Annotated in this window: 27 protein-coding genes and 1 pseudogene; 16 read left to right on the top strand and 12 right to left on the bottom strand. The window is 64.2% G+C overall.

Annotated features, from left to right (window positions below):
- Nucleotides 1-362: 362 nt before the first annotated feature.
- Nucleotides 363-809 carry an anthrone oxygenase family protein gene (locus tag ABEU20_RS01825; protein WP_420162683.1) on the bottom strand — a complete coding sequence of 149 codons (447 nt, stop codon included), beginning with the start codon at nt 807-809 and terminating at the stop codon, nt 363-365.
- 86 nt (nt 810-895) lie between these two features.
- Here ABEU20_RS01825 and ABEU20_RS01820 point away from each other — a divergent pair, with 86 nt between their 5' ends.
- The 5 genes and pseudogenes from ABEU20_RS01820 to ABEU20_RS01800 all read left to right on the top strand — a co-directional run bounded on the left by ABEU20_RS01820 (nt 896) and on the right by ABEU20_RS01800 (nt 5,659).
- Nucleotides 896-1,474 (top strand): TetR/AcrR family transcriptional regulator, encoded by a 579-nt coding sequence (locus ABEU20_RS01820; protein WP_420162682.1) that lies wholly within the window; start codon nt 896-898, stop codon nt 1,472-1,474.
- A 555-nt stretch (nt 1,475-2,029) separates the two neighbouring features.
- Nucleotides 2,030-2,374, top strand: a pseudogene (locus ABEU20_RS01815) (PAS domain-containing protein); the annotation flags it as partial.
- Between the two features lie 82 nt (nt 2,375-2,456).
- Complete coding sequence (locus tag ABEU20_RS01810; protein WP_420163122.1) at nt 2,457-2,687, top strand: ANTAR domain-containing protein; 231 nt, start codon at nt 2,457-2,459, stop codon at nt 2,685-2,687.
- A gap of 577 nt (nt 2,688-3,264) precedes the next feature.
- Nucleotides 3,265-5,532, top strand: a complete 2,268-nt coding sequence (locus ABEU20_RS01805) for a hypothetical protein (protein WP_420162681.1) — start codon at nt 3,265-3,267, stop codon at nt 5,530-5,532.
- A complete protein-coding gene (locus tag ABEU20_RS01800) occupies nt 5,480-5,659 on the top strand; it encodes a response regulator transcription factor (protein WP_420162680.1) in 180 nt (59 codons plus the stop codon). The genes ABEU20_RS01805 and ABEU20_RS01800 overlap by 53 nt, the downstream gene beginning before the upstream one ends.
- A 649-nt stretch (nt 5,660-6,308) precedes the next feature.
- Here ABEU20_RS01800 and ABEU20_RS01795 read toward each other — a convergent pair.
- Nucleotides 6,309-6,740, bottom strand: a complete 432-nt coding sequence (locus ABEU20_RS01795) for a hypothetical protein (RefSeq protein WP_420162679.1) — start codon at nt 6,738-6,740, stop codon at nt 6,309-6,311.
- A gap of 339 nt (nt 6,741-7,079) precedes the next feature.
- Nucleotides 7,080-7,286: a hypothetical protein gene (locus ABEU20_RS01790; protein ID WP_420162678.1), complete on the bottom strand. Its 207-nt coding sequence runs from the start codon at nt 7,284-7,286 to the stop codon at nt 7,080-7,082.
- Between the two features lie 807 nt (nt 7,287-8,093).
- Here ABEU20_RS01790 and ABEU20_RS01785 point away from each other — a divergent pair.
- Entirely contained in the window at nt 8,094-8,426 is a 333-nt protein-coding gene (locus tag ABEU20_RS01785) for a MerR family transcriptional regulator (protein WP_420162677.1), read from the top strand.
- Nucleotides 8,427-8,823: 397 nt separating this feature from the next.
- Here ABEU20_RS01785 and ABEU20_RS01780 read toward each other — a convergent pair whose 3' ends face one another.
- Nucleotides 8,824-9,111, bottom strand: a complete 288-nt coding sequence (locus ABEU20_RS01780) for an Rrf2 family transcriptional regulator (protein WP_420162676.1) — start codon at nt 9,109-9,111, stop codon at nt 8,824-8,826.
- 178 nt (nt 9,112-9,289) lie between these two features.
- Nucleotides 9,290-9,829, bottom strand: a complete 540-nt coding sequence (locus ABEU20_RS01775; protein WP_420162675.1) for a TetR/AcrR family transcriptional regulator — start codon at nt 9,827-9,829, stop codon at nt 9,290-9,292.
- A gap of 99 nt (nt 9,830-9,928) precedes the next feature.
- Between ABEU20_RS01775 and ABEU20_RS01770 the strand changes: the two genes are divergently transcribed.
- On the top strand, nt 9,929-10,336 hold the full coding sequence (locus ABEU20_RS01770) for a nuclear transport factor 2 family protein (RefSeq protein ID WP_420162674.1): 408 nt from the start codon (nt 9,929-9,931) through the stop codon (nt 10,334-10,336).
- A 354-nt stretch (nt 10,337-10,690) separates the two neighbouring features.
- Here the strand turns inward: ABEU20_RS01770 and ABEU20_RS01765 are convergent, their stop codons facing one another.
- On the bottom strand, nt 10,691-11,023 hold the full coding sequence (locus tag ABEU20_RS01765) for an SdpI family protein (RefSeq protein WP_420162673.1): 333 nt from the start codon (nt 11,021-11,023) through the stop codon (nt 10,691-10,693).
- A gap of 150 nt (nt 11,024-11,173) precedes the next feature.
- Here ABEU20_RS01765 and ABEU20_RS01760 point away from each other — a divergent pair, with 150 nt between their 5' ends.
- The 3 genes from ABEU20_RS01760 to ABEU20_RS01750 are packed head-to-tail and all read left to right on the top strand — an operon-like array spanning nt 11,174 to nt 12,069.
- The gene (locus tag ABEU20_RS01760) at nt 11,174-11,569 is read left to right on the top strand and encodes an IS5/IS1182 family transposase (protein ID WP_041674480.1); all 396 of its coding nucleotides are present in this window, start codon (nt 11,174-11,176) and stop codon (nt 11,567-11,569) included.
- Nucleotides 11,544-11,837, top strand: coding sequence for a transposase (locus ABEU20_RS01755; protein ID WP_420162672.1), 294 nt, complete (start codon nt 11,544-11,546; stop codon nt 11,835-11,837). Before ABEU20_RS01760 ends, ABEU20_RS01755 begins: the two co-directional genes overlap by 26 nt.
- A complete protein-coding gene (locus ABEU20_RS01750) occupies nt 11,761-12,069 on the top strand; it encodes a transposase (RefSeq protein WP_420162671.1) in 309 nt (102 codons plus the stop codon). Before ABEU20_RS01755 ends, ABEU20_RS01750 begins: the two co-directional genes overlap by 77 nt.
- A gap of 680 nt (nt 12,070-12,749) precedes the next feature.
- On the opposite strand, the gene ABEU20_RS01745 is transcribed toward ABEU20_RS01750, so the two are convergent.
- The 5 genes from ABEU20_RS01745 to ABEU20_RS01725 all read right to left on the bottom strand — a co-directional run bounded on the left by ABEU20_RS01745 (nt 12,750) and on the right by ABEU20_RS01725 (nt 18,045).
- Nucleotides 12,750-13,724 carry an SDR family NAD(P)-dependent oxidoreductase gene (locus ABEU20_RS01745; RefSeq protein ID WP_420162670.1) on the bottom strand — a complete coding sequence of 325 codons (975 nt, stop codon included), beginning with the start codon at nt 13,722-13,724 and terminating at the stop codon, nt 12,750-12,752.
- Between the two features lie 1,052 nt (nt 13,725-14,776).
- Complete coding sequence (locus ABEU20_RS01740; RefSeq protein WP_420162669.1) at nt 14,777-15,256, bottom strand: carboxymuconolactone decarboxylase family protein; 480 nt, start codon at nt 15,254-15,256, stop codon at nt 14,777-14,779.
- 322 nt (nt 15,257-15,578) lie between these two features.
- Nucleotides 15,579-15,833, bottom strand: coding sequence for an Atu4866 domain-containing protein (locus ABEU20_RS01735; RefSeq protein WP_013417620.1), 255 nt, complete (start codon nt 15,831-15,833; stop codon nt 15,579-15,581).
- A gap of 50 nt (nt 15,834-15,883) precedes the next feature.
- The gene (locus ABEU20_RS01730; RefSeq protein WP_420162668.1) at nt 15,884-17,281 is read right to left on the bottom strand and encodes an amidohydrolase family protein; all 1,398 of its coding nucleotides are present in this window, start codon (nt 17,279-17,281) and stop codon (nt 15,884-15,886) included.
- A gap of 29 nt (nt 17,282-17,310) precedes the next feature.
- Nucleotides 17,311-18,045 (bottom strand): Atu4866 domain-containing protein, encoded by a 735-nt coding sequence (locus ABEU20_RS01725; RefSeq protein ID WP_420162667.1) that lies wholly within the window; start codon nt 18,043-18,045, stop codon nt 17,311-17,313.
- Nucleotides 18,046-18,269: 224 nt separating this feature from the next.
- Between ABEU20_RS01725 and ABEU20_RS01720 the strand changes: the two genes are divergently transcribed.
- From ABEU20_RS01720 to ABEU20_RS01710, 3 genes are all read left to right on the top strand, one after another.
- Complete coding sequence (locus tag ABEU20_RS01720; RefSeq protein ID WP_420162666.1) at nt 18,270-19,451, top strand: MFS transporter; 1,182 nt, start codon at nt 18,270-18,272, stop codon at nt 19,449-19,451.
- Nucleotides 19,448-20,278: a helix-turn-helix transcriptional regulator gene (locus ABEU20_RS01715; protein ID WP_420162665.1), complete on the top strand. Its 831-nt coding sequence runs from the start codon at nt 19,448-19,450 to the stop codon at nt 20,276-20,278. Before ABEU20_RS01720 ends, ABEU20_RS01715 begins: the two co-directional genes overlap by 4 nt.
- A gap of 244 nt (nt 20,279-20,522) precedes the next feature.
- Nucleotides 20,523-21,275: an SDR family NAD(P)-dependent oxidoreductase gene (locus tag ABEU20_RS01710; RefSeq protein WP_420162664.1), complete on the top strand. Its 753-nt coding sequence runs from the start codon at nt 20,523-20,525 to the stop codon at nt 21,273-21,275.
- A gap of 240 nt (nt 21,276-21,515) precedes the next feature.
- Here the strand turns inward: ABEU20_RS01710 and ABEU20_RS01705 are convergent, their stop codons facing one another.
- Nucleotides 21,516-21,941: a LysR family transcriptional regulator gene (locus ABEU20_RS01705; RefSeq protein WP_420162663.1), complete on the bottom strand. Its 426-nt coding sequence runs from the start codon at nt 21,939-21,941 to the stop codon at nt 21,516-21,518.
- A gap of 75 nt (nt 21,942-22,016) precedes the next feature.
- Between ABEU20_RS01705 and ABEU20_RS01700 the strand changes: the two genes are divergently transcribed.
- From ABEU20_RS01700 to ABEU20_RS01690, 3 genes are all read left to right on the top strand, one after another.
- Nucleotides 22,017-22,730 (top strand): SDR family oxidoreductase, encoded by a 714-nt coding sequence (locus tag ABEU20_RS01700; protein WP_420162662.1) that lies wholly within the window; start codon nt 22,017-22,019, stop codon nt 22,728-22,730.
- A gap of 563 nt (nt 22,731-23,293) precedes the next feature.
- Nucleotides 23,294-23,503 carry a hypothetical protein gene (locus ABEU20_RS01695; RefSeq protein WP_420162661.1) on the top strand — a complete coding sequence of 70 codons (210 nt, stop codon included), beginning with the start codon at nt 23,294-23,296 and terminating at the stop codon, nt 23,501-23,503.
- Nucleotides 23,504-23,666: 163 nt separating this feature from the next.
- Nucleotides 23,667-25,124 carry an aldehyde dehydrogenase family protein gene (locus tag ABEU20_RS01690; protein WP_420162660.1) on the top strand — a complete coding sequence of 486 codons (1,458 nt, stop codon included), beginning with the start codon at nt 23,667-23,669 and terminating at the stop codon, nt 25,122-25,124.
- The last annotated feature ends 49 nt before the right edge of the window (nt 25,125-25,173 follow it).

Below are 25,173 nucleotides of genomic sequence, written 5' to 3'. Positions count from 1 at the left end.
CGCCTAGCAGCATTGAAAGCGGCAACCACGGACACAGCGAAGAATTCGTGCGACTGCCGTCGGCACGCCTCCCGCAGCCCGTTCATGCGCAGCTACCCTGGACCGCTGAGAGCGGATCGTTCGCGACAACGCGCGCCGGCGCGAACTCGACGACCTGCGTGATCAACTGACGAGGTGAACTGAGGTGTACTCGGCCAGGCGCAGGTCGCGTGCGCCAACTCGACAAGTCATCCGTCTGCGCGACGATAAGACACCAGGTTAGGTCGACCCGGCCGGCCGGCACGACAGCGCGTGCGCCCCGCAAGCTCGGCATGGTCTAGCAGGTCCCTCGTTGCGGCTGTCGGCGGAGCTGCTGGTCCGGCTCAGCTGAGCGCCGTTGCCAGCAGCGCGAATGCCGCGACGATGACGGCGACGCGGATGTAGTGGAAGCGGTCCCAGTGGTTCATCTGCTCCTTCCAGTTGTCGGGCAGGCTCTCCGGGGTCCACGTCTTCCCACGATTGTTGATCGGGACGAGCAATAGAAGCGACATGATCACGCTCAGGATCAGCAGTGCGGCCGCGATAACGACGAGTACGGCGCCGTGATGAGGCCAGGCGACGACGGCCCAGACTGCAGTCAGTACGAGCGAGCCGATGTACCAGAACGGCATCACGGCGCCGAGCATCCGGCCTCCATGAGCGCGGCCTCGCACGAGGCTTTCGTCGGGAAGCCCCTTGAGGATCGGGTTGATGACGAAGGCTACGGCAAACTCCACCCCTACCATCAACCCGACGATCACAGTGGTGGCGACCGCTAGTGCGTTGAGCATATGACCTCCAATTCTAGTGCTGCTAGATTTTCGTTCAACGCTAAACCTATCGCTGCTTACTTGTCTAGCGCTGCTAGCATCGAGAAATGTCTACACAGGAACGCAAGCAGCGACAACGGGCCGCCCGCGAGCGCCTTATCGTCGCTACGGCCCGTGATCTCGCTGAGCAGGAGGGCTGGGATGCAGTCACGACTCGCCGACTCGCCGAGCGGATCGAATACAGCCAGCCCGTCCTCTACAGCCACTTCCGCGGCAAACGCGAGATCATCGGCGCCGTCGCCCTCGAGGGCGCTGCAGGAATGGCTGCGGCGGTCCGGGCCGCGACGTCTCATGCGGTTGACTCCCACACTCGCGCCACCGCCCTCGCCCGCGCCTACCTCGACTTCGCCGAGCGTCACCCAGCGGTCTACGACGCCATGTTCCAACTCGACGGTGGCCTCCTGTTCGCCAACGAGGACACCCCCGAACCACTGAAGGATGCCTTCGCCGCTCTCCTGGAAGTCCTGCAAGATATCGCCGGGGACGGCGTGCATCCGGCACTGTTCACCGAGGTCTTCTGGGCGGCCCTCCACGGGCTGGCGACGCTGACCCGTGCGGGGCGGTTGCCGCCAGGGGACGTCGAGCGCCGAGTAGCACTGCTGGTCGACCGACTCGCCAAGATCTGACAACATCGGCCCGCTTCTAGTGCCGCCGCGTCGCGACGCGCTGCGGCTGGAGACCTACATCCAGGATGCCGAACGCGACGGCGACACCGAACTCGCCGATTTCTTCGTCGGACACAGAGCGTCATTCGCAAAGGCGGCGAAGAGGGAAACGTCTGCTGCTGGATAGGCTTTCACGATCTCAAGGCTGCGGCAGGTAGATGGCTGGATACTGCTGCGTCGGCGATCTCGATGCGCTCACGATCGCGCCTCCGACTCGGTTCATTGTGCGAAAGTGCCGGTGTACCCCATCACTCCTGCCGATGACCAGTTCTCGAAATCCTCCAAACACGGCCCAGACGAGCCGGGCGCATGCGCGGACCCCCGGCCTGTTACGACAGCGGCGAGGCAACCTCAGAGGACGCAGCACACCCCCAGCAATCCACAGTGGCCGTGGCCGAGGAAAGGACAGCGGTGCCGACACCAGAGTGCCGGGAAAGTAGGTTTTCAGATTCCCCAGTTGGCGCTCCATGCCCACGTTCCTGGCAGGTCATCGCGGATTGGTGCTATCACTGACAGATGAGTGACGCGGTGGAAAGCCCGGTCGCCTCGGCAGAACCCGCGGCCCCGCCGCTCTCCCCCGCGGTCGGATCATTTCGCTTCTTCAGCAAGAGCCAGCTTTGGCAGTGGTCCGCCGAAGTCGCCCACATGCACGGATATCCGGACGCAATGGAAGTCACCACTGAACTCGTCCTGGGCCATAAACACCCTGATGACATCGAGCGCATCGCCACTACGATTCAAACTCTGATCGCATCAGGACGGGCATTCTGCAGTCGGCACCGCATCATCGACATCCACGGCCACGAACATCCGGTCATGGTCATCAGCCACAAGATGCTCGACAAGGACGGCACCGGCCTCAGATCCGAGGGGTTCTACATCGACTTGACCGGCACACGAGACATCGACGTGGAAGAAGTGATCGACAGCCGCGTCGCCGACGCTGCCGCGTCCAGGGCCGCGATCGAGCAAGTCAAAGGCATGTTCATGCCGTGTCTACGGCATCGATGCCGAGACCGCCTTCCACCTACTCACCTGGCGGTCCCAGGTCACCAACACCAAACTTCGAACGCTTGCCGAAACGATCCTCCGACAGGTCCGGCACGACCCGGAACCGCCTGAACTGCGGGAAAGACTCGGCCACCTTCTCCTGACCGCACACCGACACACGTAGCGGCAAGCGCCTGAAACCCCTTTGCCCTCAGCGCCGAGAACGGATTCGATGCCGCCGAAACTCGGGCCGGCGCCTCAACCGAACTCTGCGCAGCATCCCCACTCGATGGCTCGGGAGAAGAGGAAGGGGCACCGACACTGATCAACTCTTCAACGGCAGTCACTCTCGAGAGTCGAGGACCTCACGCACACCGTCACCTCCGCCGACCCGAGTCTTCCTGCAACGGTCGGATGCGGCCGCAACCGGCCAGCGTCAACCACAGAGCGACAGATGAACTAAGGGTGGGCTTGCCGTACGAAGTGTAGTGCCGATCGAGAGCCGAGTCGGCGCTGACGAGACATGTCGACCTCGTAAACCTATCAAGATCAACTTCGGTGATATCTTGGGTTGGCTCATTTCATCTGCCGCCCTCCCCGTGGTGTAGCGCGAACCACCATCAATGTCGGAGACTGGAGTGCTCACCTCACACAGCGAACTAGATGACATCTCGCACCGGCCGCGACTGTTTTCTCGGTTGGCGGACTCCACTCGTCTGACCGTCGTGTACGGAACTAGGTTCGCAGGAAAGACGTCGCTGGTGCGTTCGTGGCTGGCCACCGATCCGGTTGCAGGCACGACCGTAATCTTCGTCCCCAGCGGTAGCGTCCATACCTCCGCAGACGCGTATTGGAGGACTGTTTCGGCAGCTGTCGGCGGTGAGTGTGCCGACGAGACGAACGACGGCGGGTCACCGTTCGAGGCTGCATGCATCGGCATCGTGTCTCGCGAGGGACCCGTCCGTCTCGTGCTGGACGATCTTCCCGTTGTCGACGGGATCGAAAACAGCGTCGGCGAACTGGCCTGTCGTTGCCCTGACCTGCGGATCGTCGTGACCGGTCGCGTACGCGGTGCATGGCATCGCCTGGGCAGACCCATTCCAGTGACGCTGATCGGTCCCGCGGATCTTGCCTTCACCTCCGATGAGACATCCACCTATCTGCGTTCACGAGGAATCGAGCACGACCTCAGGTGGGCGCAGTGGATCACGCGTAGGACAGGGGGGTTGGCCGCGATCATCGACGCCCTCGGGGTGGAGATCGAAAAGCAGGGCGCGGACATCGGATCCCTGGGCGACACCTTCCTCACCCGCACCATCGACGAGTCGATCGCACGCGTTGTCAGCAACGACGCGATGCTGGTGCGGCTCGGGCCGACCGTCGCACTGGCGGCCGCCGCAGTCCCCCTCGTTCCCGACCTAGTCGCGACCCTTCCGGGAGTTCCTGACGACATGACTCTGCCCACGGTGTTGGAGAGACTCGGTGTCACCGAACAACTCGAGGCCACGGACGCACAATGGCGATATCCCGACCCCGTTCGAGAGTCTCTGCTGCGCAATATCGATACCACCCACCACAACGACCTCCGTTGTGCACGAGCGGCATTCGTCGAATACTGGCTCGACCACGACTGCCCACACAACGCGTTGGCAATCGCGATCGAAGGCGAAGACTGGCATACAGTCCTCGACGTAGTCAGTGAACATTGGACCACCCTGTATACAAGCGGGTTTCTCGCGTCCATCGACGAAGCACTCATCGACCGCATTCCCGAGCATGTCGCCCAGGGCCATCCGACAGTCGACGCGATCCGCCGCATGCATCGCCGGTTCGCCACTCCACGCGACGTCCCGGTAGTTGCGGCTACCCCCGAAGCGCCACCGGAGGACACTGCTGGGCCGGCAGAGGTGATGATGCGAGTGATCACCTTGCGCATCGAGGGTGCACTCCTCGATGCGGCCGCGTTGTGTGAAGATCTTGCGGCGGCCCCGGTGCCGGCCTTCGACGAGCTGGACGAGCGCATCCGGCACGCGTACGCGTTTCTCTACCTTCATATCGGAATCACCTATCAGTTGGTCGATCGAGCCGACGAGGCGACGACGATGTTTCGGCGGGCTCACCGTGCCGGCGCCGGAATGTTCGTCGAGCGGGACGCAGCCGGGAAGCTGGCCCTGATGTACGCGGTGCGAGGTGCGTGTTTCGACGCACAGCGGTGGTTGGACGAAGAACAGCGACATCCTCCACTGCCGTCGAAGGAGAGTGAACGGCTCGTTCGGACAGCAGGAATGGTGGCCGCCGCACTCATCGCTGTGGATCGTCTGGAACCGGAATCAGCCCTGGCGATGTTGACAGACCTCAGTTCGCCAACCGACCGCGAAGAGTACTGGGCTCACGTGCTGTATGCCGTCGGCCAGCATGCCTTACTGGCAGGCATTCCGGCCGAGGGGCTGCGACGGATCGTGCATCATCTCGAGCATTACCCGGAGCTCCACGGAGAAGGGTCGGCAGCCGGACCGATGCTCGATGCCGTTCGCGCGAATCTCTATCTTGCGATCGGCGAAATCGACTCGGCGCGCAATCTTGTCGGACAATCACATCACCCGCAGACGGTGGCAGCCCGGGCACGGATGCATCTGTTCGCAGGCGAACCCGATGATGCCGAGAGTCTGGCCGACCAGTACTGGACCAACGTTCGCTGTTCCGCGCGAGAAGCGGTGGAACTGTCGGTCATCGGTGCCGTCGCAGCCGACACGAATGGAGATCGGAAGAGGGCGCTCCAGCATTTGGGGCGCGCGGTAGCTTTGTCGCGCCAACACGGACTCCAGCTACCTTTTGCTCTGCTCGAGCCGTCGATGGTGCGTCGCCTCGCCACGCTCGGGGCCCCGCTTCCAGTCAAGGCCGACCGCGTAGCGGACGACCTTGCCGTCTTCCGCCCGATCCTGCCGGCAGTTCGGCTCACGAAACAGGAAAACGATCGTGCTTACCGCCCTGGCGAACGGCGGAACGATCGCGGAGATCGCCAAGCGTAGATTCGTCAGCCCTCACACCATCAAGTCACACACCATGTCGCTGTACAGGAAGCTCGGCGCGCACTCCCGCAAGGAAGCAATCTCCCGAGCCGTCCGCCTCGGTCTCCTCGTCGATCGTGACAGTTGAGCGGGCATTTCAAGGGCAGGTGGCGGTAAGCCCAGGAATGTGCCGGAGCGAGTTCTAGCTCTCTGCAGTAGGGCTGGACGTGGGCCAGACCTTGACGGGGCGACGCCGAGCCCGTTGCGATGACGACTGAAAGGAGCGGGAAACAGCCCGTTCATGCGGGCCCAAAAGGACTATCCCGGTGGAATTCTCCCGAACAGCGGGAAGCTCGCGCGAATGCCGGCGTAGCGGGCGAGTGCGCAGCACAGACGCTTGTCGATTTCCCTTGCCGGCATCGGCACCTTGGCTATAACGGTGTCAGCCATAGGATCCCAGAGCAGATCCGACTCGGTCGCAGCAACTTCCCGGGCCAGTCCCCTCGCCCACTGCGCTACAGCCTCATCGTCGAGAGTGGGATCCCAGGCACGGATCCAGGCGCTCAACGCCACCCATCGGAGCTCCGGGTTGCGGACAGTGAGCCGCTTGGCGTTCGGGTGCACTCCGTGAGTGTAGATACGGGTCGGCAGACATGCCTGGCACGCGTCGGGCGACGGGTTCGAGAGTCGCGAACAGGCGACTGGTTGGTGCTTATCGGTTCACCGCCAGTGCATTCGTACGTCCGCGGGAGAACGGTCGAGGTAGGTAGGAAGGCTGTTTCTGCCTTGCTGAGTCGCTACTCGCCTTCACGGTCGGTGTTTGCTGCTGCAGATCCGGCCTCCACTGTCGTAGGGCGTTGGCGTTGTTCTTCTTCGCGTGCGAACTCGTCGAACTCGGCGTCACTGGGAATCCAGTCCGAGGAGTGCTGCAGGGTCTCGAGTGCGGAGTCGAAGGCGTCGATCAACAAGGGATCGCATGCGCTGGCCAGCACCAGCGGTGCTCCGGCGTCTTCCTGGCAGATTCGAATCAGCCACGTTCCGGAGGTGTCCGGATCGTCCGACAGTCCCTCCATGCTGTTGGCTGCGAGAACGAAACGGTTGTGCGCGAGATCGACGCGGATCGCGTAGCGGCCGTCGAGGTTCACGACGTTCGCCGGATGATGCGTGGCCTCCGCCAGCGCAGCCAATGCATCCGCATATCGTGCTGCGTGTTCGCGTCTTCTGGGCATCAGTCGAGCCTACGAGGGAAACACCCGCGGTGCCACGCCTACATGGGGGACGGCACCGCGTCGCCCGGCGCAGCGCCGTCCCGTGGCGCGTTCGTCACCACTGTGACGCCCGCGCTGTGCGCCATCTCGAAACCGCACAACTCGAGGGTAAATGCCACTTCGACCACCGACGAAGGTGATGGGCTCCCTGCATTGAAGTCGTGACGACTTCGGTCGATGAAACTCCGCGTCAGTCTGGAAGGACCCCGACCTGGGGGTGTGCCGCGGCGTGACTTCAGGCGATGTGCCGGAGTAGTCGAGCGCTGCGGGGATGTATTTGTCCCGGATGCAGAGGGATAGCTACTCGCAGCAACCGGCGCCTGTGTCGTGCCCGTACGTGAAGGTGTGGGTCACTGTGCTCGGATCCTCGAGTGTGAGTCGTGCTTGCAGTGTCAGGTCGGTCCAGTTCTCGACCAGATGCTCGTCGAGGTGGGCGATCGCGACGTCAACGGCTGCGGCGTCGGACAAGCCGGCGGGAAGGTTGAGACTCAGTCGCACGATTCCCATGGCTGCAGCCTAAGCGCTCAGCAGATTCGGTGCGCGCCTCCAACGTCCCGCGAGAACGTGTTCCTACCGAGGCACCATCACTCCTGTGCCCGTTGAAGCCCGCCACCCGACCACGCACCTTCCGGAAGGAAGACCAGAAAGTCTGTCCTCGGTCCTCGCCCAGTGGTGGACACGTCACAAATGGGCGGCAACGTGCGAAGTTGATGGATCTCTTCGGTTGGTGTCCTTACGCTCGGGGAACGTGTCGTGTCGGTGAGGGCTGAAGGGGACGACCGCAGCGAAGGTGAGGCCCAGCATGTCCGCCAATCTCTTTCAGCTGCTCGTGGTGTTGGTACTCGGACTCGGCGTCGGCGGTACGCTCTCGACGATCGCCGGCTTCCGTATTCGTCCGCCTCGGCCCAGTGCATTCACGTCCGGTCGTCGGCGCCGTCTACGCCGCCCCGGATCGGGGTAAAACCTGAACTCTCTAAGTCGGCTCAGCGGACTCTCGCCGAGCCCCGGATGAGTTCGGTGTCCACGCCACGGTGTGCACTCTGAGATGCGGTGGGGCCGAACCGTAGTCGTGCGGCGGCGGCGACTCCGCGACGGTACTTTCGCGGGTGGCAAGTCGGATCGCCACCGATCGTGGTTGGGCAACAAGTTCGGACAACGCCACTCGCGGCGGAGGCAGTGAGCGAGACAGGCTTTGTAGACCCGCGGGCGAAACTCGCTGGCGACGGTGTCCCGGGTGTGCCAACTCGGACTGACAGTGCACACACCTCTGAGCTGCCGGGGGCGGGTCGGTCGCGGGCTGGTAGTTTGCACTCCATGGATTTGCGCGAGCACCGGCGACAACCATCGTCGGATCGCTCGCGTGGCGTGTTCGGAATCTCGGTGATATCCGAGCTCACTGGGGTCGGCCCACAAACGTTGAGACTGTACGAGCAGCGCGGGCTGATCACCCCGAGCCGAACGTCTGGCGGTAGGCGCCGCTACAGCCACGCAGATCTCGAAGTGCTCACCCGAATCACCGAACTGGTCGACGCCGGCGTCAATGTCTCCGGCATCAAGCTGATCCTCGCTCTCGAACAGACGAATCTGAGACTTCAAGAAGAGCACGTCCAACTCCGCAGCCGCGCCGAGGTTGAACGACGCTCGTAGGTGTCCGACTCTCCCCTCGGGCGACGCGCCCCGCGTGCGTTCCGAGTTGCCCCCTCCTGCAACACCATAGCGCCGAACACAGTCATAACCGTATTCACTTTCAACACGCCGACGTGTACGACCGGTCGGGCGCCGCACGGCGCGGCGCGTGAGCGTTCACTACGTCCTCCCGCCACTACCGTCTCCTTTCAAGGCATCTGCACAATGACGCCCCGGCGTCGTGGCCGCTAGTGGGACAATTGTAGTTACATCAATGGCGGGGGATGCGCCGTCCTCAATCAGGGGAAGTCGACGGTTTGAGATCAGGCGGCTTTCAAGACGTCCCGCAGCACGTCCTCCAGCGTGGTCTTGGCCAGCTCCCTACGCAGGGCGGCCTCCACGTCGTCGAACACGGCGGTCATTGCGGGCCCACTACCGTGGCCCACGACGCATTCGGGGTCGGTGTCGCGCGATGCAGGGCGAAGACCGGTCCCGGTTCGATCGCCTGGTAGACGCCGAGCAGGTGATCGCCGCCAGGTCCCGCGCGAGCGTCCAGCCGCCCCCGCCGTGAATCGGCCAGGCCAGCCTGACGCAGCTCGCCCAGCAGGCGGCGGATCACCACGGGGTTGGTGTTGACGTTCGTCGCGATCTGCTCGGAGGTGGTGACTTCGTGGCCACGCCGCTGATACAGGCCGATCCATGTCATTCCGGAATCAGCCGCCGTGAGCGAGCGCCGACCGACCGCGGCCTGGCCCCGGTCATCGTCAACGAGGCGATGGGGGAACAGATACTCAAGGAGACCGGGCTAGGGCGTGTCTGACAAACACCTCGTCCACGTGATGACGGCATTCAGAACCACGGCGGCGAGGTAGAAGGTGTACCACTCACGCCCTTGTCACCCGCATGGCCAGCTCGGCCACGCGGCGCAGCTGCTCCTCATCGGCGCCGTCGCGAGCGTAGGACGACAGGCCCAAGAGGAGGGCATGGATGAAGGCGGCGAGTGTTTCGGCGTCGATGCTTGTTTCCGTGTCGATTGCGACTCTGCGCAGTTGGTCTGCGGTGATCGCGCGGTTCTGGTTGCGATTGCCGGTGAGCTCGGGTGCGCTGTTGACGAGGCATCCGCGCGGATGGGCTTCGCTGGCGTACTCCTGGCATGCGCGGTTGAGCATCATCCGCAGCACCTCGTGCGGAGTCGTGCCGGCGGTCCCCGCTGTCGTCACGGACGCGGGGTTGGCTTCATAGCGGGCGACGGCCTCCTTGAACAGGGCCTGTTTGTCGCCGAACGCGGCGTACAGGCTCGGCGCGGAGATGCCGAGCTCCTGCGTGAGGTCGGCGATGGAGGTCTGCTCGTAGCCGTGCTCCCAGAACAGGCGCATCGCCTTGTCCAGTGCGGTGTCTCGATCGAAGCTGCGCGGCCGTCCCATGCATTCATTTTATAGGGACCACTACAGATCTGCTAGCATTCTGTATCGACCACTACACAATGCGGTGGCCGGCGACCACCACGACAGACAGGACAACCGATGACCCCCACCACTACAGACGTGACGACCGCCTTCCTCGAGGGCCTCGGAACACAGGACGCGGAGAGAATGGGCGAGCTGTTCGCGGAGGAGATCGACTGGTTCGTTCCGGGCGATCCGGCGGTAGCGCACTGGGTCGGCGCTCGCTCGCGTAAGAGCGAGGTGCCCGACTACTTCCGTGCCCTGTGGGCCGCTCTCGAACCGGGTAAGAGCGTCGTCTCCGTCGAGGCTGTCGTCACCGACGGCGAAGACGCCGTCATTTTCGGTGCGTTCGACCACGTCGCAGCGCCGACCGGGCGCCCGTTCCACACCGACGTTGCGCTGCGTTTGACCGTGAAGGCGGGAAAGATCACGCGCATGCATCTGTTCGAGGACACGGCAGCGACGGCTGCGGCATTCGCCGCCTAGGTGTACTGAGCCGTCAGGTGGGCGACACTCGGGCTGCGAGCGTGAAGCCGTGGCCCGAGTGGACCCGGCCAGTATCGTCGCGCTCGGAAGGGCTTGGGCACGAGCTTCGGTGCGCAGTTGGGCGACAGGTAGAACTGATCGGACTGACCGAGGCCAAGATCGTTGGCCCCCAATGAATTCCGTCACTAGGGCATGGCGGATAAACGGTAGCGGCGCAGCACGCGGCTGATCACAGCTCAGTTAGGAATCGCCTGTCGACCATCATCTCGATCCGCCGGGGTCGATATCGGCGCCCGCTGGTAGCAAAGCAGGCGACTTTGGTCAGGACTCGGAATAATGAAGAGCGGGGTCGGATCAACACCGAATCCACTTAGCCGCGGCGTTGCCCTTGATCGCCGCGTAGATCAGGGCGATGAGCACCGCCAGAAGCGCAGCGGGTGCAGCGACAGCCGTCGCCACAGATCCGAAACCTGCCACGATACCGATGATGACCTGGATGGACAGTCCAGCAACGGCTGTCCACACCGTCCGGCGCAGAAGTGGCCGAGCAACGCGATGGGACAGCTTCCACGCTGCAGGGCTCGACATCGTCGCCTTGGTGCGTATGCCCACAACGGAATTCGGTTTATCGCCGACGATTCGTGGCATAAGTGCAGCGGCAAGGGCAATGACGAGCGTCGACGACATCAGCGAAATCGTCAGACCCAGCAAGTCAGATGACCCCACTACCAGCCCCCTGCCTACGGATTTGACACAACGGACATACCGACTTTCCCGACTGGGGTCCGCGGGGTCCCTCATGCCTGCATGTGAACCGCTGCGTGTGAGCCTGTTCGTGTGACGCGGCTTCAGGTGTTGTCGGATGAGCAGTGGGAGTCGATCTCGGACTCGCTGCCAATCCGGACCGGTCGCCGGGGCCGGCCGTTCTCCGATGCGCGGACGATGGTGAAAGGCGTTGTCTACTGGTATCGGTGTGGGATTGCGTGGCGGGACGTGCCGAAGGTGTTCGGGCCGTGGCAGAGGATCTGGACCTGGCACCGCAGACTCGCCGATGACGGGACCTGGGACCGGGTACTGCAACGCCTGCTGACCGCCGCCGACGCTTCGGGGAAGATCGACTTGGCGGTGTCACTGGACTCGACCATCGCGCGCGCTCATCAGCACGCCTCGAACACCACCCGTCACACAGGGGGATGGGTCGAATTACGTGAATCCTTCGGCCGAGTCGCCTGACCATGCGATCGGCCGCTCCCGCGGTGATCTGTCGACGAAGATCCATCACCTCGTCGACGGCCACGAACGACCGCTAGTCGTGCTCATCTCACCGGGCCAGTCCGGGGACTGCCCGGCCTTCCCCCTGCTCGACCACCTCAAAGTTCCCCGGCTCGAAGGCGGGCGGCCACGCACGCTGCCGGATCGGGTTCGTGGCGACAAGGCGTACTCCTCCCGCGTCAATTGGGAGCTGTTGCGTCGCTGCGGAATCGGTGCGGTCATCCTTTGAACCGTCCGACCAAGCCGGGCACCGTCGTCGACGCGGCTCACGCGGTGGCAGGCCACCGGCGTTCGACTCCACCGACTACCGTGGCCGCAATGTGGTCGAACGCCGGTTCTGTCACCTCAAGCAGTGGCGCGGTCTGGCCACTCGCTACGACAAACTTGCCATCGTCTACCGGTCAGCGATCGTCCTGCACGCCGTGATCGCCTGGACCCGCCGATTGTCAGACATGCCCTAGCCGTCCTCCTCGTCGAACAGGCCGTCGAGGCCGCGACGAGCGTGGTCGACCACGTAGCCGTTCTCGACCCTGGGAAGGTCGTGACTCGCCGGCGTCGGAAATCGACGAGATCGCGGCGCTGCGGGACGCGTACTGTGGCCTCGTCTGAACCTCACTGCACACACACCCTGAAATGGGAATCCACGGCACGCTTCGCTCGCGACACCGTGGCGCGGGGCTCCCGTTCGGTGTTTCACGGGCAGGAACAGGAGGGAGATAACACATCAGGGATGGGAGCTACGCTGGACGTGGGGCTGTGAGGAGCGTCGGCAGCATCTCCGTCGCTCTTGCTAGCTGCTGCCAAAGGCGGCGAAGACCCCGCACCAGGGGGTAGCACGGGGTCCTCACCGACGCTGCGGCACAGCGCATTCAACGTATCTCACCGGAAGGTTTCACTCAAATCCGCTCGGACAGAACGCATCATGATGAGCATCGACTCATGGTCGCGCCCGTCCGGTTCTGCCCGCTACTGCGATATGCCCGAATCACACCTCGACCGTCATCAGCCCGGAGGTTATCCCCCGGCATGACTCCGCGATAGCACCGTCTTATCCGCTAGCCCTGTGGCGTTTTGGGCAGCAGGCTATCTAGACGAGCCGAGCAGGCTCTGGGTGATCGTCACAATCGCTGATCGGTGACGGTTAACGGCGGATGATGCTCCCGCCATCCACGGGTAGAGCGACACCAGTGACGTAGGAGGAGCGCGGTGAGACCAACCAGACTGCTGCGTCTGCCTGTTCCTCGGGCCGTCCCGCACGTCCAAGGGGAATCGCGCTCGTACGAGCCTGATAACCGGCGGGATCCATCTCGGCAATGCCTCTGATCGCTTCGGTTTCAGTGCTTCCGGGGCATAGTGCGTTCACCCGAATGCCGAATCGTCCGTTCTCGACGGCCGCAGATTGAGTCAGGCCGATCACGCCCCACTTTGCGCCGCCGTAGGCCGCGAGTCCGGCGAGTCCGCTCAGACCAGCAGTCGACGCCGTGTTCACGATCGCACCGCCGGCGTTCTGCTTTCGCATCTGGATGATTTCTGCCTTGAGGCAGTAGAAGACACTCATGTAGTCGAGTCGGATTGTGTGTTCGAAATTCTCCTTGGTGTCCCTGTGGAGTGGACGCCCCGCGCTTCCTCCTCCGGCGTTGTTCATCGCGAAGTCCAGTGAACCGAAAGCCTCCACAACAGCTTGGACCATTGCGAACACCGCGTCTTGGTCAGTCACATCAGTGTGGAGGTACTCCGCGGTTCCGCCTGCACTCCGGATACGTTGAACGGTCTCCACACCTGCGTCGTCATCGATATCGGACACCAGCACGTTGGCACCCTCACGGGCGAGACTTTCGGCCATCGCTCGGCCGATTCCGTTGGCGCCGCCGGTGACAAGTCCACTTCGGCCATCCAAGAGACCCACTTCTTCTTCCTTTCTCCGCGGCCACGCGCGAATCCCATCCCGTGACAACTCGTGGCCCGAGAACGATAGATGTCCATGTTTGCTGTCACCGAGACGATTCCGCTCAACGGAAATTCGAGATCGACGAATCGTGCGGAGGACACTGGAACCACCGGCCTCAACATCGAAGTCACGGAAGCCGACGACAGCAAGTCCCGTTCCCGGACGCATCTTCGAGTCTATCGGCGCGCACACGCTGTGGCGTGATTCGGGAACGCACGGTTGCTGGCCCATGCCTCCTAGCCTTCGCAGACGCCGACGGCCGCTGTCTCGCTTCTTTCGCTGAGCAGACAGCCTGCCTAGCGGAGAGCGGCGGCCGCACAGTCGCCGCCACGCTACTGCCCAGGCCGATACTCCTGAATAGAATCGCAGCCACGTTCGGTTGCGAGCCAGCATCACCAGCGCCTCCCGAGGGCCGAGCGAAACCGTTGTCCGAGACCTGGGTTCGCGAGATCTTCAGCCGGATCTCGCCGCTGCGTCCCCAACGCCCATTCGTTGACGTCGGGGATCCACAACAGTGGGTGGCTCGAGCGGTCGTGGGAAGTGCCACGAGGCAACGGGATTACCGCTCGACGTCACCATCGTCGGGTGCGCGCCAGTGTGAACGATCATTGGGCAATCTGGGAATACGTTCGTCCGGCATGGCCCAGGCCGGTCTGCGGGAGCTGTCGGCGACAGGCCTGGCGACGAGTAGGAAACGCTGTCGCTGACCCGTGGCGAGTTCGACAACCTCGCCGCCCGGGAGATCTGCAGCCGTCGGGCAGCCCACTGAAGCTGTCCCACTCCTTCGCAACAGCATCTGCAAGGCCGCTTCAAGCCTCCTCCCGGCTGCCGGCGCTGGTGTCGCGGACGGCATGCCGGTATGCCAGGCATCCGGGCCGGGCCCGACGCTCCGAGGACGGTGTCCGCGGTCCGCTCGAGCAGGACGCCGATCTACTCCACAATAGTCTCGGCGGCTCGGCGGCTCGGCGGCTCGGCGATCGCGTCTTGCGGCACTTCCCTCGCACCCACACCGCGCAGCGTAGGTCGGATCCGGAGCTCCGACCTCTGCGCTCCAGTACCGTCCCTTGATTCGAGCCCTAACCGACGATCCGGGTTTCGGTGCCGGTGCCGGACAGCCCTCCGTGAGCCGACCGCCGGATGACGCGGAGGTGCTGGGTAGGTATCCCGGCAAGCTGAAGGGCACGCGAGAAGACCCGCTCGCTCGGGGTTCGACAGATTCGTCAGAGTTCCGGGAGGGCGCACACCGTGTCGAGGCCGAGGACGTGGTTGAGTCGGCCCGAGACGATCCAGGAGCCGATGGACATCGTGAGCTCCACGATCTCGTGCTGGTCGTAGTGCTCGGCCATGCGGGCCCAGAACTCGTCGTCGAGGTTGTGGTGGTCGAGCGCGTACCGCTGCGCGTACTCGGCGGCCAAGCGGGTCCGGTCGTCGAATATATCTGTGGTGCGCCAGCTCTCGACGGCCTCGAAGAAGCCGTCCTCGACCCTCTCGCCGTCGCGTTCGGTGCGCCAGTCCATGCAGACGATGCACCCGTTGATCTGGGCGATGCGCAGACGAGCGGCCTCGAACTCGCGCAGCGCGAGCGTGGACTGCGAGTAGACCGCGCGCGACAGCCTGGACGCCGCGACGCCGATACCGGGGACCATCTCGCCCCACACGTATCCGACGGGGTCCTTGCCTTCGGGGATGTCGATTCTCAATTGCCGGGTCCTTTCCGTTGACTCCAGTCTGCCCAGCGCCGACGATCCTGTCTCCGGAAATCCCAGTGGTCGACGATCGCAGCGGGAGCCGCATCACCGCACACTCCGGCGACCGCGTCAGCGCTGGTCGACGTGCGCCGTGAAACGAACAGCCCCCGCAAGATCTACAATCGCTGTAGACCTTGCGGGGACACAGAGGGCGACCTGCCGCAGTGGGATCCTGCAGGTTGTGTCGGTCAGGTATTTTCACGACGCTGCCGGAATCCTGGCCTAATCCTGTGGGATCTGCACTCGGTAGGAGCCGATTAAGGAAGAGTTACGTCTATGGGAGCGTTCGAGCGGCCGCCTCTCGGTACATCACCATGCCCGCGTGGTACAGGACGTCGTCGCGAAACTCGCCGTCGGCGGAGAAGCCAGTGTCGTCGCGGTAGTAGATCATGGCGCCTTCGATCCGATACGCGCCGGTGTAGGCGGCCTCGCGGTTGCCGCGAGCTTCGACGTAGCGGCCTTCGGGGAGGAGGCGTTGGCGGATGTGCCCGTCGGCCGTTACCCATAGCCCGACGAACGAATGCTGCATTGCTGTAGCCCTTTTCGTGTCTCCAGCGTCTCCCCTGTCTCCGGTATCCCTCACAGTGCCGCCACCCGCCGGGTGATGTCGTCGCGCGAGCGGACGACCTCGGCGCGAAGTGCGTCGATGTCTTCACCGACCAGCGATCCCGCCCATTTGCGAGGATTGCCGGCAACCAGAACGGTGTCGATGTTGCGGGCATCCGAGCCGAGTACCAGGGTGCCGATGGCGTCGTTGAGGGGCATGTTGTTGATGTCGTCGGCGCGGACGATGAGGAGGTCTGCGTCTTTGCCCGGGGTCAGCGAGCCGGTGACATCTCCGAGTGCGTTGGCGCGGGCGCCTTGAAGGGTTGCGAAGTCGAGGACGTCCCGTGTGGTGATCTTGCTGCGCGACTCGTCGGTGCCGTAGGTGGCGTTGGTGGCGCGCATCCGCTGGATGGCGTGGAGGGCCCGCATCTGGGTGAACATGTCGCTGGCGAGTGCCACTTCGACGTCGATGCTCAGGCCCGGGCGGATCCCGACGGTGAGGGCTTCGTCGACGGCGGGGACCGCGGTGTCGAGACCGATCTGTGCGTCGGATGTCGGCGCGAGCGACACCGTGACCTCGGCATCTCCCATCGCCGACCAGGCATCGGCAGTGAGCCCGGTCGAGTGGATGAGGGTGAGGGTCGGGTCGAGGATACCCATCCGCGCCCACCGCAGAATCGCCTCCGACGACGGCACTCCGAAGACGGCGTCGATGCTGGTCCACAGGCCGAGGTCACGCGCCACGGCCGCGAGCTCGGGCCCGTATGCGATGGCCGGGCCGGCGATCTCGTCGGTGGACAGCGCAGCGAGTCGCACGGTCACGAGGCCGCCCGCGGCGCCGTGGAAGTCGCTCACCAATCGGCTCATGTCGGCGGGCCACTGACGGTCCCACTCACCGAAGTGAGGACCCATCGAGGCGTGTACGCCTCGGATTCCGGAGTCGACGAGTGCGTTGAGCGCCGCATCCGAGTGGGCGGTGCTCCGCGAGTTGTGGGAGAAGTCGAGCATGGTCGTGATGCCCGAGTCGAGCGCGGTCAACGCGGCGAGGCGGGTGCCGATGTACATGTCGTCGGGGGTGTAGCTCGGTGCGATGCCGGAGAGCGTCGACATGACGTATTCGCCGAGGTCGCTGACGTCAGGGATGCTGCGGCGCAGTTGCGCTTCCCAGGCGTGGCGGTGGGTATCGACGAAGCCGGGGCACACGATCGCGCCACGGGCGTCGACGACGAGCGCTGATGCGGCAGCAGCGCCGTGGTCGGGGTCGGAACGGAGGTCGAGTCCAACGGCAATGATGCGCGAGCCGACGAGCAGGACATCGCCGGAGTCGAGATCCGGAACATCTGGGTCCATCGTCACGACGGCACCGCCGCTCAACAGGATCGGGCGGCCGCTGGCGCGAGCGGCGTTGAAGTCAGCAAGGGAGGTGTGCATGTGAGTCTCTTCTCAGTCTCAAGTCGAGGTCAGGACCGGTGGAAGGTGTATCCAGCGTGGTGCAGGGTGCCATCGATGAATTCACCGAAGGCCCAGAAGCCGAGGTCGTCGCGGTAGTCGATGCGGTCCCCGGTGATCCAGAAGGAACCTTGGAAGGCGTGCGGTCGCCCGCCGCGGGTTTCGTCGTAGCGGCCGTCGGCGGTCAGGTGCTGATGCACGAAGTCGTTCTCGTCGATCCAGGTGCCGAGATACTGGTCCGAGGGTGCGTTCGCGACAGCGGGCGCTTCAGCGGCGTCGCCGGTGTTGACACTCTGCCCGCCCCAGAGAACCACGTCGCCGGCGATGACCACCGTGGACGCGGACTCCGGGGCGCCGAGGAATCGGCAGAGCGCGGCGGATGCTGATTCGTCGGAGTCGATGGGCAAGACCGCGAAACTGGCCGGATTGCCGGGTGCAAGCGCGGTCGGCGACCGGAACGAAGCCTCGCGGTGGCCGCGCAGCTGAGCGATGTCGATGTCCATCGGCACGATGACGTAGCCGTCGCAGTCGATGACGATGGCGCCGTCGTCGTCGGCCGCGGTGAGTAGCCCGGGCCCGATGCCGACCACGCGGGAGCCGCCCAGAAGAACATCACCGCGGTCGAAGTCACCGATCAGTGAGTCGTCGGTGATGACGCGGGCGTTGCCGAACAGAAGTGGGCGGTGCCCGGTGGCGCGGTTGGTGTTGATCAGCTCGAGCAGTTCAGGGCTGAAGGGGGTGTTCATGTGAGCTCCAGAATGGCGATTCGAGGGACGCCGGTGTTCCCGGCGAAATCCACTATCGGGCTGGATGGGTGACTGGAACAGGCCGGTGTGTACCTGGGTGCGCTACGGCCTGGTTCATGCTCGCTAGGGAGGAGAGAGTCGAATCCTGCCGATCTGCGGCATCTCTGAAAGGACTCGCTCCCATGACTTCACCCGCACTCTCGCGAATACGCAGTGTGGTCACTGTGGCGGTGCTGACGGTGACGGGCATCCTCGCCGTCGGACAGACCTATGTTGTGCTCGGTCTCATCGATTCGATGGCCGACAGCTTGCGCGTCCCGCCCTCAGCTGTGGCAGCGTCGACCACAGTCTTCGGGATCGCTTACGCCTGTGGGTTTTTGGCCGCCGGACCGCTTGCCGGGCGCTTCGGCGCCAAACCTGTCCTGCTCGTTGGCTTGGTGTGCGCCAGTGCAACGGCGCTGGCTGCGGCCGCGCCGACATCGATCAGCGCGGAGCTGGTAATCCGCGCGGGGCAGGGTTTCGTCACCGCTGCTTTTGCGCCCTGTGCGTTGGTGTACGTGGCACAGCAGTTTCCCGCGCGTCTTCGGACCGTCGCCACGACCGCCTTGACAACCGGGTTTCTGGCATCGGCTGTGGTCATGCCCTTGATCGCCGGTCCGGCGGCCCACTTGTGGGGCTGGAGAGGCGTTTTCATCGCGAGCGGAACGGGCCTAGCAGTGTGCGCCGGCCTACTTGCGGTCACGCTGACCGGAGGTGCGGTTGCGCCCGTACCAATGACCCAGGCATTGCTCGTACTTCCCCGAGTGATACGACACGGACGGATGATCGCCCTGTATCTCGCGACCGCGGCGGTGCTCGGCGGTTACGTGGCCCTGTTCACAACATTGCAGCTCAGTGATTCTGCCGTCGTCGCGGGCTTCCCCGGCGGCCTGCAAGGTCTACGGATCGCCACCCTGCCCGCCCTTGTTCTCGTGACGGTGGCCGCGATTTTTCTGCACGGCGTTCCGGCTCGCCACCGTGCCGTTGCAGGGTTCCTTCTCGCCGCGATCAGCGCAGCAGTTGTCGCCACGCAGGCCGCTACCGCGATCGTCGCCATCGGCGTCGTCGTCTTCGTCGCAGCGATCGCACTCACGACGCCTGCTCTGATCGCGCGGATCGTGGAGATAGCCGCACCGGAACAGACCGCCGGCGCGACCGCTTGGTACGGCGCCTTCATGTTCCTCGGCGGAAGTATCGGCCCGGTGATCGCGGCATCTGCCCACCGCGGCAACCTGACTGTCGCGGCTTTCATCGTGGTTGCAATCACACTGTTGGGTGCTGTCCTGGTCGCCTCGGTCAACCGACCTCTGCCAGGGTGCGCCACGGCCTGCCAGACCCGACACCGAGAAGCTAGCGTCGTCTCATGAGCTCGACCGAACTGGGAACGTTCCTCAAAGCACGACGCGGCCACGTGCAGCCGTCCACCGTGGGCATCAAGGCCCAGCCCGGCCGCCGCGTCTCGGGGCTCCGCCGCGAAGAAGTAGCCATGCTCGCCGGCGTCAGCGTCGACTACTACACCCGGCTCGAACAGGGCCGCGAGCGAAATCCTTCCCCCGGGGTGCTCAACGCTCTGGCGGGTGCGCTCGACCTCGACGCCGATCTGCGCGAGCATTTGTTCCGCCTTGCCGGTCTGGCGCCGGCACCGCGTACGCCGATGCGCGAGACCGTCGACGATTCGCTCCGTCAGCTTCTCACGTCGTGGTCGCACACCCCCGCGCTGATCATCAACCGCCAGTTGGATGTTCTCGCGTACAACGACCTCGCTGGCGCTCTGTACAACGGTTTCGAACGCATCGACAACATCGCCCGTATGACGTTCCTCGACCCCTTCGGGCGCCGGTTCTTCACCGATTGGGAGCGCGCTACAACCGCCTGCGTCGCGAATCTTCGGCTTGCTCTCGGCCACATCGGCTCCGCAGACGACGTCCGGGCACTCATTCTCGAGGCACACGCTGCGAGCGCAGAGTTCCGCGACCTCTGGAACCGGCACGACGTGAGAGGCAAAACACACGAGGCCAAGGCATTTCGCCACCCCGATGTCGGCGACCTACTACTCGAGTACAACGCATTCGATGTCCGCAGCGCACCCGGACACCAGCTGATCGTGTACCAAGCACCGCCCGGATCACCGAGCGCCGACAAGCTCCAACTGCTCGGAGCCCTCGCCGCAACAACGAGCCTCGAACTCCCGTAGATCGTCGTTCAACCAGGCAGGGCCTGCCTATACATCAGGGTATTTCGAGTGTGACCCTTGGCAAATAGAGCGGCGGCGTTGAGGGTGCTGGTGCCACCTGTAAGGACGGTGCCCAGCCCAAGCGAGTTGGATACTGTTATCTATCGGCGAACCGGCCTCTCCATGAGGAGATCACGCCTTCTGGTGGACGGCGAGATGACAGGTCATCGGTGGGATACCCACCGCGAAGGAGAAGATGCAGTCCATGCGAAAGGTTCTGGTCACCGGCGCGTCGAGCGGCATCGGCCGCGCCACCGCCCATGCATTCGCCGAACTCGGTGACACCGTGGCAGTGCACTATGCGACCGACCGAAAGGGCGCCGAACACACGAGGTCAGAGCTGCCCGGTGAAGGGCACACGCTCGTCAGCGGTGACATCGGAGATCCGGGGCAAGCACGAAACCTCGTAGAGCAAGCGGTCAGCGCGCTCGGCTCGTTGGACGTGCTTGTCAACAACGCCACCGTAGCGCCGTCCGCAATCAACCGCCATCCGATTGCGGATACCAGCTACGACGATTGGTGCGCCATCTGGACCCGGGTGGTAGACGTGAACCTCCTCGGTTCTGCTCGCGTGACCTGGGCAGCCGTCCAGCACATGACCGCAGGGGGCTGCATCATCAACGTCGGCTCTCGCGGAGCGTTTCGAGGTGAACCCGAGCACCCCGCCTACGGTGCAACCAAGGCCGCACTGCATGCCCTCGGACAATCCCTGGCGATCGCCCTCGCACCGCGAGGAATCACCGTGAGCAGCGTCGCACCCGGATTCATCTCCAGCGAACGTCAGCAATCAAAGCTCAACAGCCAAGAAGGCGCCGCACTACGGCAACAGAGTCCCCTCGGCCGCGTGGGGACACCGGCCGAAGTAGGCGCAGCCGTCGTCTATCTCGCCTCACCCGAAGCCCAATGGGCCACCGGAACGATCCTGGACCTCAACGGCGCTTCCCACCTTCGAACATGACCAGCGGAACGCCACCGGTCTCTACGGCCATAAGCACACTCCTCGTCTATAACGGAGGTTTGTGAGCCATTGATGTCCACGGTTCGTCCCAGGTCCCGGTGTAGTCGCCGCTGACGTCACCGCCAGCGACCAAGCCTGCTGTCCTCGCCGTCGATGTCCTCCTGTGCCGGTGGAGTTGGTGACGGAGACCGAACAGCTCATATCAAGGACTTCACGATCGACTCAACCAGTCCCTCGAAACTATGGCCCGTGACTTCTGCATGCCTTGCCATCACGCAGCAAACCCGCTTGTTCGCCAACTTCACACAGCAGAACATCGATCGGGTCGGGATGCTGTTCGAGTAGTCGTTGCAGCAGACCATGAGACGCCCCTGCTTTCGTGGCCAGAACAAGAGGTTTCGACGCCCGAACGGTCAGCCGCCCGGCAGCGGCGACTGCATCCAAAGCGATACGCGCCTCCCGATGGAGCACAGATCCGGCTTCGGTGAGCGAGACACCGCGACGGTCACGCACGAACAACTGAACTCCGAGTTGATGTTCGAGCTGTCGGATCGCCCTCGACAACGGAGGTTGAGCGATGTGCAGCTTGTCCGCGGCTCGTCCGAAGTGGAGAGCCTCGGCGACGGCAAGGAAGTAGCGCAGCTGACGTGTCTCGAGATCCTCCACTCGACCACCTTAATACCCGGTGGGTATCACCATCGCCGGAAAGGGTAATGGACAGCTGCACCCCGGGCATCGAACATGGCTGTCGTGAACGATACGAAAACTGCGCTGGTCACCGGCGCGAACAAGGGAATCGGTTTCGCCATCTCCGAGGGCCTCAGCAGACTCGGCTTCAAGGTCGTGATCGGTGCGCGCGACGAGGAGCGAGGCAACACCGCTGCGGCACAGCTGAGAGAGCGTGGACTCGATGCAGTGGCGGTGGTGCTCGATGTGACGGACGCCGACAGTGTCTCCGCAGCCGCGGAGAAGTTGGATCGTCTCGACGTTCTCGTCAACAATGCCGGGATCGGTGGCCGGACCAGTTCCGGCGCTCAGAATCCGACCACCCTCGATCACGACGTTCTGCAAACCGTTCTGGATACCAACGTGTTCGGTGTCATACGAGTGACAAACGCATTCGTCCCGTTGTTGCGTCGATCACCCGCACCACGGATCGTGAATGTTTCAAGCAACATGGGGTCACTTGCACTGCAGACGGGTCCGCAGATGGCCGCCTATGCGCCGTCGAAGACGATGCTCAACAGCATCACGGCACAGTACGCGCGAGAACTCGCCGACACCGGCATCATCGTGAACGCGTGCTGCCCGGGTTACGTCGCCACCGACTTCACCGGACACCAATCTGCGCGGACGCCCGAGGAGGGCGCCGCTGTTGCGATCAGGCTCGCAACCCTCCCCGATGACGGACCACGCGGAGGATTCTTCGACGACAACGGAATCGTGCCGTGGTGAAGCACCACACGCTGTCGCGAACCATCAGATGAAGTGAGATTTCACGTTGCCACGCCTATGCCACGTACGTGAAGAACTACCCACTCAACGACACTGACTGCGCCCGATCGTTCGAAGGAACTGACGCAGGGTCGACCAAACGCCCGCCCACTCCCCACCGGGACCCTAAGAGACAAAACTATGACGCGCTTCGGCTACAACGCCATACAGCTCGCAGGCGGCGGGTGTGCAGCCCGCGGACGGCCCCACCAAGAAGTGGGCGGGACACCTGCAACGTTCGTGATGGAAACGTTCGTGATGGAAGTGGTGGCGCTATCGCCGTCGTCATCTGGAGGAAGTCCTCTCCGACGAGGACGCCTCTAGTGGGTGGGGCGGGAACAGTCGGAGCAGGCGGATGCCGTCCTCGATGGAACCGTCGATCAATTCGCGCAGCTGCGGGACGAGTTCTCGCATCCGCGGTGCCCCCAGATGAGCGTCGAGCGGCTCGCGCTGCTCGTAGCGCTCGTAGATGATGAACGTGCCAGGCTCGCACGCAGTAGTTGGTGCCGACGGGGATTCCATCGATGATCGGATGGAGCTGGTCGGTCGGCACCACCGAGCTGTTCGGGGTGGCCCAGCGCACGGCGATGCTCACCGCAGTGATGCGGAACATGGAGGAGAAGGTGATCGACGAGGCCCTGGACCTGTTCCAGTTCCTGATGGCATCCCAGCGCCTCCACCGAAGAGACGACACGACACCTCGTCCCCGCCGCGAAACACCGGCCCACACCTGATCAGCGGAAACACGCCTGCCATTCTCGGAAAGACAACGGCTTCTAAGCGAGCTGTCGGCCGGATGTCAGTCAGCTGACGGAGGCTGTCGGCACGGTGGCCGAGCCATTCTCGTGGAGACATCGAAACCGCCCGGTACCCGGGCGAGACCACGAGGAGCACACCATGAACACCATCGCGCAGCACTGGATCAACGGACAGTGGACCGGCTCCGACTCGGTTCTGGAATCGATCAACCCGGCCGACGGCACAGTCGTCGGCTCGTTCTACGACGGTGGCGAGGCGGAGGCCTCGGCCGCGGTGGACGCCGCCGCCGCCGCGTTCGAGACCACCGAATGGTCGCGCAATCCCTCGCTTCGGGCGACCGCACTCAGTCGACTGGCCGACAACCTCGAGGCCCGGGTGCCCGAGGTTGCGGCCATGTTGTCCCGGGAGAACGGCAAGCTACTGGGTGAGACCACGTGGGAAGTCAGCGGTGCGGTCGGGTGGCTGCGATACGCGGCGGCCTCTGCGCGCACCCAGAACGCCGGGCGCGCCGCCGAGACAGCACCTGGCCAGTACACCCACTCGGTGCCCGAGCCGCTCGGTGTCGCCGGGATCATCTCTCCCTGGAACTCTCCCGTCATGCTGACCGTGCGGGCGCTGGGCCCGGCGCTGGCCGCCGGCTGCACCGTCGTGGTCAAGCTTCCGGCTCAGACGGCGCTGACCAATGAGCTTTTCGCGCAGGTCCTGGCCTCGGTCACGGAGATCCCGGCCGGCGTGGTCAGCGTGTTCACCGAGTCCGGCAACACCGGGGCCCCGTTCCTGGTCTCCTCGGACAAGGTCGACGTGATCAACTACACCGGCAGCACGCCGGTCGGGCGCCGTATCGCGGCCGCGGCCTCCACTACGCTCAAGCGGCTCGGTCTGGAACTGGGCGGCAAGGCGCCGATGGTAATCCTTCCCGACGCCGATCTGGACATCGTGATCCCGACCGTGGTGCAGTCGCTGGTGCTGATGAACGGGCAGTTCTGCTGCACCGGCTCCCGTGTACTGGTTCACCGGGACATCGCCGACCAGGTGCGCACCCGACTCACCAACGCGCTCGCTCAGGTGCGGCTCGGCTCGGGCGACGACAAGGATGCCCAGCTCGGCCCGCTGATCGACAGGGCGTCCGCCCAGCGGGTGGACGCGATCGTCGAGGAAGCCACCTCGTACGGCACGGTACTGCTGCGCGGCGGCGCGGTCACCGACGGCCCCCTGGCCGCCGGTGCGTTCTACCGGCCGAGCCTGATCGAGGTCGACCGCACCGATGTCCGGATCGTGCAGGAAGAGGTCTTCGGTCCGGTCCAGACGTTCGAGATCTTCGACGACGAGGACGACGCCGTGACCAAGGCGAACGCCACCATCTACGGCCTGGCCGCCTCGGTGTTCAGCTCGGACTCGATGAAGGCCCGCCGGATCGCCCGACGCATCCGCACCGGCACTGTATGGATCAACACCTGGGGAGCCATCAGCGAGGACTTTGAGGAGGGCGGCGTCAAGGGCAGCGGTTACGGCTATCTGTGCGGCCCGCGAGCGATTGAGGAGTTCCAGGCCCTCAAGGTGTATGTGGAGCAGGACCACACCCAGTCCACTCACTGATCAGATCATGACCCGACCGGCGCCCGCCGGGCTCCGGGCCCGGCCCCCG

The organism is Rhodococcus parequi, assembly GCF_046042785.1.
In the GTDB taxonomy this organism is placed as follows: domain Bacteria; phylum Actinomycetota; class Actinomycetes; order Mycobacteriales; family Mycobacteriaceae; genus Prescottella; species Prescottella parequi.
Note: the sequence above shows the minus strand (reverse complement) of the source record. Positions and strands in the feature narration are given on the sequence as shown.

Coding starts and splice junctions, on each gene's coding strand:
- ABEU20_RS01765 (WP_420162673.1), bottom strand. CDS start 11,023: ATGTCGTCGACGCTCGTCATTGCCCTTGCCGCTGCACTTATGCCACGA.
- ABEU20_RS01745 (WP_420162670.1), bottom strand. CDS start 13,724: ATGCGTCCGGGAACGGGACTTGCTGTCGTCGGCTTCCGTGACTTCGAT.
- ABEU20_RS01780 (WP_420162676.1), bottom strand. CDS start 9,111: ATGACATGGATCGGCCTGTATCAGCGGCGTGGCCACGAAGTCACCACC.
- ABEU20_RS01825 (WP_420162683.1), bottom strand. CDS start 809: ATGCTCAACGCACTAGCGGTCGCCACCACTGTGATCGTCGGGTTGATG.
- ABEU20_RS01775 (WP_420162675.1), bottom strand. CDS start 9,829: ATGGGACGGCCGCGCAGCTTCGATCGAGACACCGCACTGGACAAGGCG.
- ABEU20_RS01690 (WP_420162660.1), top strand. CDS start 23,667: ATGAACACCATCGCGCAGCACTGGATCAACGGACAGTGGACCGGCTCC.
- ABEU20_RS01770 (WP_420162674.1), top strand. CDS start 9,929: ATGACCCCCACCACTACAGACGTGACGACCGCCTTCCTCGAGGGCCTC.
- ABEU20_RS01735 (WP_013417620.1), bottom strand. CDS start 15,833: ATGCAGCATTCGTTCGTCGGGCTATGGGTAACGGCCGACGGGCACATC.
- ABEU20_RS01790 (WP_420162678.1), bottom strand. CDS start 7,286: ATGGGAATCGTGCGACTGAGTCTCAACCTTCCCGCCGGCTTGTCCGAC.
- ABEU20_RS01730 (WP_420162668.1), bottom strand. CDS start 17,281: ATGCACACCTCCCTTGCTGACTTCAACGCCGCTCGCGCCAGCGGCCGC.
- ABEU20_RS01695 (WP_420162661.1), top strand. CDS start 23,294: ATGATCGGATGGAGCTGGTCGGTCGGCACCACCGAGCTGTTCGGGGTG.
- ABEU20_RS01700 (WP_420162662.1), top strand. CDS start 22,017: ATGGCTGTCGTGAACGATACGAAAACTGCGCTGGTCACCGGCGCGAAC.
- ABEU20_RS01725 (WP_420162667.1), bottom strand. CDS start 18,045: ATGAACACCCCCTTCAGCCCTGAACTGCTCGAGCTGATCAACACCAAC.
- ABEU20_RS01795 (WP_420162679.1), bottom strand. CDS start 6,740: ATGCCCAGAAGACGCGAACACGCAGCACGATATGCGGATGCATTGGCT.
- ABEU20_RS01715 (WP_420162665.1), top strand. CDS start 19,448: ATGAGCTCGACCGAACTGGGAACGTTCCTCAAAGCACGACGCGGCCAC.
- ABEU20_RS01710 (WP_420162664.1), top strand. CDS start 20,523: ATGCGAAAGGTTCTGGTCACCGGCGCGTCGAGCGGCATCGGCCGCGCC.
- ABEU20_RS01785 (WP_420162677.1), top strand. CDS start 8,094: ATGGATTTGCGCGAGCACCGGCGACAACCATCGTCGGATCGCTCGCGT.
- ABEU20_RS01820 (WP_420162682.1), top strand. CDS start 896: ATGTCTACACAGGAACGCAAGCAGCGACAACGGGCCGCCCGCGAGCGC.